The 9,976-nt window shown below is 66.7% G+C and carries 9 protein-coding genes; 6 read left to right on the top strand and 3 right to left on the bottom strand.

The window, feature by feature from the left end; all coding sequences use genetic code 11:
* Window positions 1-272: 272 nt before the first annotated feature.
* Window positions 273-1,460 carry a RuBisCO large subunit C-terminal-like domain-containing protein gene (locus CW359_RS31505; protein ID WP_105973596.1) on the bottom strand — a complete coding sequence of 396 codons (1,188 nt, stop codon included), beginning with the start codon at window positions 1,458-1,460 and terminating at the stop codon, window positions 273-275.
* 845 nt (window positions 1,461-2,305) lie between these two features.
* Here CW359_RS31505 and CW359_RS31510 point away from each other — a divergent pair.
* Window positions 2,306-2,713, top strand: coding sequence for a VOC family protein (locus CW359_RS31510; protein WP_105973597.1), 408 nt, complete (start codon window positions 2,306-2,308; stop codon window positions 2,711-2,713).
* A 3-nt stretch (window positions 2,714-2,716) separates the two neighbouring features.
* Here the strand turns inward: CW359_RS31510 and CW359_RS31515 are convergent, their stop codons facing one another.
* A complete protein-coding gene (locus CW359_RS31515; RefSeq protein WP_232838690.1) occupies window positions 2,717-3,280 on the bottom strand; it encodes a Uma2 family endonuclease in 564 nt (187 codons plus the stop codon).
* 268 nt (window positions 3,281-3,548) lie between these two features.
* Here CW359_RS31515 and CW359_RS31520 point away from each other — a divergent pair, with 268 nt between their 5' ends.
* From CW359_RS31520 to CW359_RS31530, 3 genes are read left to right on the top strand one after another with little or no spacing between them, the layout of a single operon-like run.
* The gene (locus CW359_RS31520; protein ID WP_105973599.1) at window positions 3,549-3,956 is read left to right on the top strand and encodes a hypothetical protein; all 408 of its coding nucleotides are present in this window, start codon (window positions 3,549-3,551) and stop codon (window positions 3,954-3,956) included.
* Window positions 3,957-3,970: 14 nt separating this feature from the next.
* Window positions 3,971-4,504 carry a thiol-disulfide oxidoreductase DCC family protein gene (locus CW359_RS31525; protein WP_105973612.1) on the top strand — a complete coding sequence of 178 codons (534 nt, stop codon included), beginning with the start codon at window positions 3,971-3,973 and terminating at the stop codon, window positions 4,502-4,504.
* A gap of 10 nt (window positions 4,505-4,514) precedes the next feature.
* A complete protein-coding gene (locus tag CW359_RS31530; RefSeq protein WP_105973600.1) occupies window positions 4,515-5,279 on the top strand; it encodes a TetR/AcrR family transcriptional regulator in 765 nt (254 codons plus the stop codon).
* 13 nt (window positions 5,280-5,292) lie between these two features.
* Here the strand turns inward: CW359_RS31530 and CW359_RS31535 are convergent, their stop codons facing one another.
* On the bottom strand, window positions 5,293-7,734 hold the full coding sequence (locus CW359_RS31535; protein WP_105973601.1) for an MMPL family transporter: 2,442 nt from the start codon (window positions 7,732-7,734) through the stop codon (window positions 5,293-5,295).
* Window positions 7,735-7,909: 175 nt separating this feature from the next.
* Between CW359_RS31535 and CW359_RS31540 the strand changes: the two genes are divergently transcribed.
* Both CW359_RS31540 and CW359_RS31545 read left to right on the top strand, forming a co-directional pair.
* Entirely contained in the window at window positions 7,910-8,626 is a 717-nt protein-coding gene (locus CW359_RS31540) for a response regulator transcription factor (RefSeq protein WP_105973602.1), read from the top strand.
* 55 nt (window positions 8,627-8,681) lie between these two features.
* A partial coding sequence (locus CW359_RS31545) for a sensor histidine kinase (RefSeq protein WP_105973603.1) occupies window positions 8,682-9,976 on the top strand: 1,295 nt, incomplete at its 3' end.

The raw sequence follows: 9,976 nt of genomic DNA on the forward strand, positions 1-9,976 counted from the left end.
TGGGCTCCCAGGATCCCAAGGATAGTTGAGGTTGCAAATAGAATGCTGGCGCAGCCAAGTATGGTGAACCCTCGAAAAAGACTTCTGATCCGAAGATGTTCGGAATATCCAGGCTGCCCGTTTTTCGTGACCAGCGGGCGGAACGTGGGCAGCACGAGAAAGATGGCTAAGGACATGGCTGCGAGACTTGCCGCCAGAGCTGTGGTGTTCGTTATGCGATCAGCGGTTGAAGAAGTGAATCGCAACAGGTCGTCTACGGTCCGAAGCATCATTCACCAGTCGTTGAGATCTGTTTCGTCGAGATCCCTCTGCAGGTCCTCGTCGGTTTGAGCTATCCGGCGATAAACTTGTAATGCTTCCCGGTCATCACTCACTACGGTGAGTCGCTCAAGAAGATCAATGAATCTTTTCGTCTTTTCGCGAACCGAGTTTCCTGCACCCAGGATCGCAGATCTCACTTCAAATATTGTATCCCTTCCGAGTTCCCTCATATTTGGCCATACATTAATCATCTGAAGATCCCCCTCTGCTACACAAAAGCTCGGAGGGATAGTCTTGCCAACTATGGCTATCGGCTGTGCCAAAGTGCGATTTGCATCACCCCATGAGACATCGAAACACTCGGCGCCTGTCGTTCCAGTGTGCACCGCATCGGCGCCTGCGAGTCGACTGAGTTTTGATATTACTTGCTCATCTATGCCGACGCGTCGATCCGATACGGCAGAGGTGGGTGTGGCTGGTCTGGAGACCATTCCTGAGCCCATATTCGTGGCAAATATGCATTTATTGAGGCCTGCTCGGCTCAAGTCTTCAAGTGTTCCAAGGCCATGGGTGAATGAGTTTACTATGAAGCCGTCGACCCCTTGATCGGCACTCCAATGCGCTTTGCCCAACATTTGGTTAGGGCTACCCGCTAGACATGTGGAGTAAATTTTCCTCTTTCCGGTGGCTTGACTAGCGCGTTCGCATAGATCCGTCAAGACGGGAACACGATTAGCCAGCGAGAGCTCGCCCGGAGGGTCGCCGAGCAGAATGTCGTCCACCAACATATCAACTCCTGCCAAGAGGGCCTCAAGATAGAGATTGGTCAAGGCAGATAGCGATTGATACCGAGGTCCCACCTGAAGCGCAAGAAGGGGGCGGGATGGAATATTCAGTAAACTTCTTAAGCCAGGAGTTCCTAGCTGCGGGCCAGGCACATTCCGGAGATAGCGTTGAGGAAGGTCTACCCTTTGGAGCCATGCCCCGTCGGCATAATTATATTCGACGACGCTCGTCAGAAACTGCAAAAGGTGCGAAAGTCCTTCGGCGGGTTCAACGCTACTAACAGGGAGTGCCAGAGTAACCTCAGACCACGGAGCAGCAGTTCCGATATGTATGACCGCGCCAAATTTGCCAGGGTCCAGCTGCTGCCCTGGTGGTAAGTCCCTTTGTGAGCGAACTGTTAAAATGCGCAGCATCTGAACAGCAGATCGCCTCGTGTCTGCGCCAACGGGTACGGAAATACTGTAAGTGGCCCGCACATAGTCGTCTAATTGCAGTGAGTCGGAGTCAATGATCTGGCTGCGCCAATCCAAATGATCCCCCGATATGTTGGTTGTTCATGTTGTTTGGCTGATTGAGTGCCCAGGACCTCGACGCCCTTGCCAACGGTTCGACACGAACAGAACAATCACAGCACATCTGGACTGGGCAGGGAAGACGTGCACCTGCCCGACACGGCAGCCTCCCCAGTGCGCCGGGCAGGCTGCCCTACAAGAACCACTTCGCCAGGTCGGCGGTCGCCGATCCCTCGCGGATGGGTGTGCCACGATCGGGTTCGTAGTGCTCCGTGAACGTCGTCTGGCTCTCCGTGTCCTTCACCTTGCTCGGGTAGTCCCCGTCGTCGCGTCAGGTGCTTTCCTGCCAAGGCCCCGGTCGTGGTCGGCTTCACCCTGCTAGGAAGCCGTTGCACGCGAACGCGCCTGATGCTGCCAGCCCGGTATGGGGCCCGGGGTCTATCCGGCGGGGCTCGCGCAGCGTGTACCCGTTCAGCACCCGCTCCGTGCCCTGCGGCTGGACCGGGCCCTGAATGCCTCCGGTTCTCACGTTGCATGCCGCGGCTTCCTGGAGCACCAGCCGCCGGATCAGTTTGCGCTGCGCAAGCCGTTCCCCGGTGGTCTCCATGCCTCGGCCCGGGTCCCGCTTGTCGTCTCGTCGACGAAATGTCACCCTTCCCATGCCGACGACAGTACGAAGCACCACTGACAATCACCGTTGCGCCGAGATGTCCGGTTTCGGCCGACCATCCCCTTACCCTGACGCCATGTCAGATGACGAGTCGTACGAACTGCTCGGTTTCGACAACGTGCTGCTGCCCGTCGGTGACCTCGCCGAGGCGGTCGCCTTCTACCAGCGGGCCGGGTTCGGTATCACCGCCCGGATCGACGAGGCCGGGATCGCCGTGCTGCGGGTCGGGCCCGAGACGCCGGGGCTGCTGCTGCGGGTCGAGGAGGCGCTCGGTCATCGGCCGCCGCCGTGGGCCTCGCCCCGGATCTGGCTGGAGGTACCGGACGCCAAGGCCGCCGCCCGCGCCATGGCCTCCGCCGGCATCACCCCGCTCGACGCCCCGCTCTCCGTCGCCACCGGCTGGACCGTCGAGATCGCCGACCCCTGGGGCAACGTCATCGGCTTCACGGACTACCGCAAGCGGCCGGAACTGGCGCGGTCGTGAGCGTCATGACCCCGGTCGGCGGTCGATCGCCGTCAGGTCGATGTCGATGTCGAAGGGCGCGGACACCTTCAGGCGGTCGTGGAAGATGCCGGTGAGGCCGTAGGCCTTGGTGGCCGGGTCGAGTTCGTAGACGTAGACAACCGGGAGTCCCTTGTCTCCGTCCTGCTCGACCCGCCAGAAGTGCACCACCCCGGCCGCCGCGTACTTGCGGGGCTTCGCCTCGCGGTCGCGTTCCAGGGTGTCGGCCGCGACGACCTCGATGGCCAGGAGAGTGTCCGCCGCCTCGTACCAGGTCTGGTGCGGGCCGGTGTTCGCCGTCTCCGGGACAACCGCGATGTCCGGTTCCAGGCGGTTCCGCGGGTCCAGTTTGACGGTCATCCGCGACACGACGTCCAGGGCGCCGGGGGCCTGATCCAGCAGGGATCGCTCAAGCAGGCGCAGTGCGCGGGCGTGGAACCGCGTCTGCGGACTCATGAAGACGAGGCTCCCGTCGAGCAGTTCCGTGTGCCGTGGGAGATCGGGGATGCGGTCGAGGTCGTCGGCGGCCCAGCCGTCCGGGGGCGGGATCGGCCAGCGGTACGGCGGTTCGGCATCGAACCACTCCTCCCTCTCCTCCCGCTCCCTCTGTTCCCCCCGCTCCTCCCACCCTTCGCGCGCCGTGCTCACAACTACCCCCTTCAGACCGAGTCCCGTCGTCGACTCAACTCGATCAGCCCGCCCCGGTTACTACTTGAACGTGTTCAAAAACAGGTCTACAGTCTCCCCCGTAAGCACTTTTGAACGCGTTCAAGTCGTTCGGATCGTGCACGGGACACGGGAACAAGGACGAAGAGACATGGACCTCACAGTCGTCGCATACGTCATCTATCTGCTGGTCAGCGTCGCGCTGACCGTCTGGGTCGCGCGGACGCTCAGCAGTAACGGGCGGGTTTTCCTCGCCGATGTGCTGCATGGGAACGAGAAGCTCGCCGATGCCGTCAACCATCTGCTCGTCGTCGGCTTCTATCTCGTCAACCTCGGGTTCGTCGCCCTCTATCTGAGCGGTGACGGGGACATCGGCAGCACCCGGGAGGTCTTCGAGGCCCTCTCCACCAAGCTCGGGGTCGTGCTGCTCGTCCTCGGGGTCATGCACCTCGCCAATATGTTCGTCCTCAGCAAGATCCGGCGCCGGGGTGTCATGGAGCGGGAGCAGGTGCCGCCCGTCGCGCCGCAGGGGTGGGTCGCCCCCACCGCCGGGGCGTGACCACGATGAGCCACATGAACGCGGTGGGGTCGGGGGACACCACCGCCCGCGCGGACCGGCACGCCACGGGGGGCGTGCCGGTCCGCCGGCTCACCGTTCTGTACGACGCCGACTGCGAGCTGTGCGTCTTCGTACGCGGGTGGCTCGTACGGCAGCCACAGCTCGTGCCGTTGGACATGGTCCCGGCGGGGTCCGAGCGGGCGCGGGGGCTCTTCCCCACCCTTGACCACTCCGCCACCCTCGACGACATCACCGTCGTCGGGGACGGCGGGCAGGTCTACCGGGGCGCCGCCGCCTGGGTCGTCGTGCTCTGGGCCCTGCGTGAGCACCGGCCGCTCGCCCATCGGCTGAGCACCCCGGCCGGCACCCGGGTCGCCAAACGGGCCGCCCTGGCCGCCGCCAAGTGGCGCGGGGCGCAGTGGGGCGACCATCGGCGCGCCCGGCGTACGTACCAGCGGGCCGACGGATGGTCGTACGATCCCCGCCTCGGCTGGACGCACACTCCGCCGCCACCCGCCTGCGACAGCGGCGCCTGTTCCACTGGCTAGGCTCCCTTCCGTGTCAGCAGCAGCCAAGGACAGTCCGAACCCCAGCCCCAGCCCCGCTCCCGTTCCCGGTGCCAAGAGCGAGCAGACCCGTGCTCTCATCCTGGAGACGGCCATGCGGCTGTTCAAGGAGCGTGGGTACGAGAAGACGACCATGCGGGCCATCGCCCAGGAGGCCGGGGTCTCCGTCGGCAACGCCTACTACTACTTCGCCGGCAAGGAGCACCTGATCCAGGGGTTCTACGACCAGCTCGCCGGTGAGTACCAGGTCGTCGCGCGTGAAGTCCTCGACCGGGAGACCGACTTGGAGGCTCGGCTCGCCGGGGTGCACCGGGCCTGGCTCGATGTCGCCGCTCCCTACCACGAGTTCGCCGTGCAGTTCTTCAAGACCGCCGCCGACCCGAACAGTCCCCTCAGCCCGTTCTCCGCCGAGTCGGAGCACGCGCGTGCCCAGGCCATCGCCGTGCACAAGGAGGTGCTCGCCGGGTCCAAGGCCAAGGTGCCCGAGGAACTCCGGGACGTGCTGCCCGAGTTGATGTGGCTGTCCCAGATGGGCATGGTCATGTACTGGATCTACGACCGCACTGAGGGCCGCGAGCGCACCTACCGGCTCGCCGGACGCGGCGCCCGGCTCACCGCCCGCGGGGTCACCCTCGCCCGGTTCCGGGTGCTGCGCCCGCTCGTGCGTGAAGTGCACGACCTGTTCAGCGACTTCCTGCCCGGGATGACCAACGCCCTTCCCGGGGAGGAGGAGAAGGGCGGGTCAGCGGGCAAGTAGGGCTCCAGGGCGGTCAGTTCACCGAGTTCATTTCGTCCGCCTCGTCCTCCGAGGGCTCCCTCAGCTCCACGTCGTACACCAACGGGCCGTCCGTCACCGTCACCTGGCGGGCCCGGGAGCCGTACGACTCCGCCGCCGTCGCCAGCAGATACGTACCCGGTGCCGGGACGGAGAGGATGTACGAGCCGTCGGCGAGGGAGGTGACGCGGTCCAGTTGGCGTCCGCCCTTGGTGCGCAGGGTGACCGCCGCGCCCTCGACCGGGGCGCCCTCCTCGTCCCGGACGAACCCGTGGACCACCGAGGCGCCGTTGCCTCGTGTCGGCGGCGAATCGGCCTCCGGGGTTTCCTCCTTCGGCTCCACCGCCAGGTGCGGGAGGCGCTTCTCCAGGCCCGCGGGGAGCCACCAGTTGGAGTTGCCGAGCATGTGCATCGCGGCCGGCACCAGGGCCGTACGCAGGATGAACGCGTCCAGCGCCACCGCCGCCGCGAGGCCGATGCCCGCCATCGCGCCCTCCATGTCGCCGCTCAGGACGAAGGCGGAGAACACGCAGATCATGATCAGGGCCGCGCAGTTGATGACCCTGCTCGTTTCGGCGAGGCCTACTCGGACCGCCCTCGCATTGTCCTTCGTGTGCACCCATTCCTCGTGCATCCGGCTCACCAGGAACACCTGGTAGTCCATCGAGAGGCCGAACAGCAACGACAGCATGATCACCGGGAGGAACGCCGTGATCGGGCCCTCCTTGCCGATGCCCAGCAGTTCCGTGCCCCAGCCCCACTGGAAGATCGCGACCAGTACGCCGAACGAGGCCGCCGCCGCTATCAGGTTCATCAGCGCCGCCGTCAACGGCACGACCAGCGAGCGGAATGCCACCATGAGCAGCAGGAAGCCCAGCGAGATGATCGCCGCCACGAAGTACGGCAGACGGTCGCCGGTCACCGCCGCGAAGTCCTTGAAGATCGCCGTCACTCCGCCTACATGAGCCTCGGTTCCGGAGGCGGGGATGACCTTGTCCCGTAGGCGGTCGATCAGTTGGTCCGTCTGGACCGACTGGGGTGAGGTCGTCGGGACGACCTGGATCACCGTGATGCCCTGGGACGGCGGCAGCGCGGCGGCCTGGGCCACGCCCTCCGTCGTACGGATCGTCTCGGCGAGCGCGTTCGCGTCGCCCTCCGCGACCACCACCTGGAGCGGGCCGTTGAAGCCGGGGCCGAAGCCCTCCGCCAGCAGGTCGTACGCCTGGCGGGTGGTCGTCGACTCCTGGTGGTTGCCCTGGTCGGTCGCGCCGAGGCGGATCGACAGGACGGGGAGGGCCAGGATCAGCATCGCGAGCAGGGCCAGTGCCGCCGTCGAGCGCGGGCGCCGTTCGACGTACGACGACCAGCGCGCCGCGAGTCCGCTCGCCTCGGCCGGTTCCGGTCCCGTCGCGGCCAGCTTGCGGCGCTGCTTGCGGCTGAGGACGCGCATGCCGAGCATGCCGAGGAGGGCCGGGAGGAGAGTTGTCGCGGCGAGGACGCTCAGGACGACCGTGAGGGAGGTCGCGACGACCACGCCGTCCAGGAAGCGCATGTTCATCACCAGCATGCCGGCGAGGGCGATGCACACCGTGCCGCCCGCGAACAGCACTGCCCGGCCTGAGGTGTTGAGGGCCGTGACCGCCGACTCCTCGGGCTTCATGCCACGCAGGATGCCCCTGCGGTGCCGGGTGACGATGAACAGGGCGTAGTCGATGCCGACGCCCAGACCGATCAACGAGCCGAGCAGCGGGGCGACTTCGGGGACGTCGGTGACATGGCTGAGGAGAGAGGTCGCCATCAGGCCGGTGCCGAGGGCGGCGATCGCGACGACCAGCGGCAGCAGCATCGCGAAGAGCGAGCCGAAGGCGAGGAACAGGACGACCGCCGCCGCCAGGATGCCGACCATCTCGGCGATGCCGGTGGGCGGTTCCTGCGTCCTGGTGATCGCCTGGCCGCCCAACTCGACCTGGAGCCCGGCGCGTTCGGCTGCCTTGGCCGTGTCCACGACGTCCTCGACGGTCGCCTTGGGCACGCCGTTCGCCTGCTCGGTGAAGGTGATCTGGGCGTAGGCGATCCGCCCGTTCTCGCTGATCTGGGCCGCGCCCGCACCGGCGGCGTCGGCGGCGTACGGGCTGGTGACCTCGCCCACGCCCGGCATCTTCGCGATCTCCGCCAGCTTCGGCTCGATCCGGGACCGTACCGACTCGTCCCGCACCGAGCCCTCGTCGACCTTCCACACCACGGTGTCGGTGTCGCCCGCGCTCTGCGGGAAGGCCTTCTCCATCAGGTCGTACGCGCGCGTGGAGTCCGTGTTGGGGAGGGAGAAGGTGTTCGCGTAGTCCGTGCCCGCGGCGGAGCCCGCGAAGCCCAGCCCGAACACGGCCCCCACCCACAGCAACAGGACCACCAACCGGTGCCGATAGCACCACCGTGCCAATGCCGCCACGCTCAACAGCCCCTCATTCATGTGTAGTTGGTTCGGTCGGTCCCCCAGGTCCTGGCAACAGAATTGGGGGCGGGGGGCGGTGTGGACATGAGGCGGCCATGACTCTCAAGGAACTCCAAAGCGCGAACCGGGGCCGGGTGTCGGTGACCCCGCCGATACTGGGGCCATGACGGCTCCAGGGGCAGGGACGGACGCGGGCACAGGCACGGGGACCGTGTTGGTGGTGGAGGACGAACCGAGCATCGCGGACGTTCTCGCCATCGCCCTGCGCTACCACCGCTTCGAGGTGATGGTCGCGGGCACCGTCCGCGAGGCGCTTACGCTCGCCGAGCGCACCCGCCCGGACGTCGCCCTGCTCGACATCATGCTGCCGGACGGCGACGGCCGTGCCCTCGGGCGTGAACTGCGCTCCCGCAGGCCCGAGTTGGCCCTCGTCTTCCTGACCGCGCGGGACGCGCCCGCCGAGATCGTCGGCGCCCTCGGCTTCGGCGACGACTACATCACCAAGCCGTTCAACATCGACGAGGTCGTCGCCCGGATCAACGCCGTGCTGCGGCGGACCCGGTCCGTCGACGTGCTGCCGCAGCGGCCTCCGCTGCGCTACGGCGACCTGGAGCTGGACGAGTCGACGTACAGCGTGCACCGCGCGGGCGGCACGGTCGAGCTGACGCCCACGGAGTACGCGCTGCTGCGGTTCCTCGTCCGCAACGGCGGCCGGATCGTGCCCAAGGAGCAACTCCTGCGGCACGTATGGCAGTACGAACACACGCCGCCCGAGTCGACGGTCGTCGAGACCTACATCAGCTATCTGCGGCGCAAGCTCGACGCGCTCGGACCGCCCGTGATCACCACGCGGCGCGGGGTCGGATACGGGCTGGCGTAGTCCGGTAGCCGGTAGCCGGTAATCCATGGGTGGGTCTCTGCGGGATCGGGGTGGGATGAGTCTTTTCGGCATCGGGGTCGGTTGGGGGCGGGCCTTCGGGCCGGGGTGGGCGCGTACGTTCCGCTGCAAGCGCGGGATCCACTCCCTGCGCGTGAAGCTCACGCTGGCCAATGTGGCGCTGCTCGCGCTCGGGATCGTGGTGGCGAGCGGGGTGAGCGTGATGGGGATGCGGCTGTATCTGCTGGACAGCGTCGACACCCAGCTGATGAGCACACGGGACTCGATCGGGGGCTCGCGGGTCACGCTCGAACAGATCGACTCGCTCAGCGCGTTCGCCGCGCTCACCGACAAGTATCGGTCCAACTCGGTTGACGGCGAGGGCGGTTCGACGGACGCCGACTCCCTCGTGTCCGACGGCATCTTCGTCGTCATCGGTGCGGGCGGGCGGGCCATGACGGTCGCCGGGCTCGCGCCCACCGCCGACCAGCGTGCCCTCGTCGCCGCCGTGTCCGACCCGGCCGCCCTCTCCCGTGACGACTCCCCGCACGACATCCGCGTACGGCATGCTCCCTACCGTGTGACGGCCGCGCCGCTCGCCGACGGTACGACCGTACTGCTGGCCACTTCCACGGACGCCCTGCACGACGTCCTCGGCAAGGCGCTCAAGCTCGATCTCGCCGTCGGGACACTGCTGTTGGGGCTGCTCGCCGTGCTCACGATGTTCAGCGTGAGCCGGCGGATGGCGCCGCTGGAGGACATGGTCGAGACGTCGACCGCCATCGCCGAGGGCGATCTGACCCGGCGGGTGCCGTCCAGTCGGGAGGCCACGCTGGAGGTCGAGCAGTTGCGGGTCGCCCTCAACACCATGCTCCACCAGGTGGAGTCGGCGTACCGCACGCGCGAGCGCAGCGCGGCCCAGCTGCGGCGGTTCGTCGCCGACGCCTCGCACGAGCTGCGTACGCCGTTGTCCGCGATCCGGGGCTATCTCCAGCTGTACGACAAGGGGATGCTGACCGATCCCGGGGAGCGGCGGCGGGCCTGGGACCGGATGAACGGCGAGGCGGACCGGATGGGGCGGCTGGTCGACGAGCTGCTGACGCTGGCGCGGCTCGATCAGCGGCCCGAACTGCGGTTGAAGAACGTCGACTTGAGCCGGTTGGTGCGGGACGCGGCGGAGGATCTGCGGGTGCAGGAGCCGGAACGGCCGATCAGTGTGTCCGCGGAGGGGGCGTTGCTGGTGCGCGCGGACGAGTCGGGGTTGCGGCAGGTGCTGGGGAATCTGGTGGGGAACGTTCGTACGCATACGGCTGGGGATGTGCCGGTGCGGTTGGGGGTCGAACGGGTGGGTGG

The organism is Streptomyces geranii (genome assembly GCF_002954775.1).
GTDB lineage: Bacteria > Actinomycetota > Actinomycetes > Streptomycetales > Streptomycetaceae > Streptomyces > Streptomyces geranii.

Excerpts from the sequence above, each read along its gene's own strand:
- CW359_RS31505 (WP_105973596.1), bottom strand. The coding sequence starts at position 1,460 with ATGCTGCGCATTTTAACAGTTCGCTCACAAAGGGACTTACCACCAGGG.
- CW359_RS31520 (WP_105973599.1), top strand. The coding sequence starts at position 3,549 with ATGGACCTCACAGTCGTCGCATACGTCATCTATCTGCTGGTCAGCGTC.
- CW359_RS31510 (WP_105973597.1), top strand. The coding sequence starts at position 2,306 with ATGTCAGATGACGAGTCGTACGAACTGCTCGGTTTCGACAACGTGCTG.
- CW359_RS31525 (WP_105973612.1), top strand. The coding sequence starts at position 3,971 with ATGAACGCGGTGGGGTCGGGGGACACCACCGCCCGCGCGGACCGGCAC.
- CW359_RS31540 (WP_105973602.1), top strand. The coding sequence starts at position 7,910 with ATGACGGCTCCAGGGGCAGGGACGGACGCGGGCACAGGCACGGGGACC.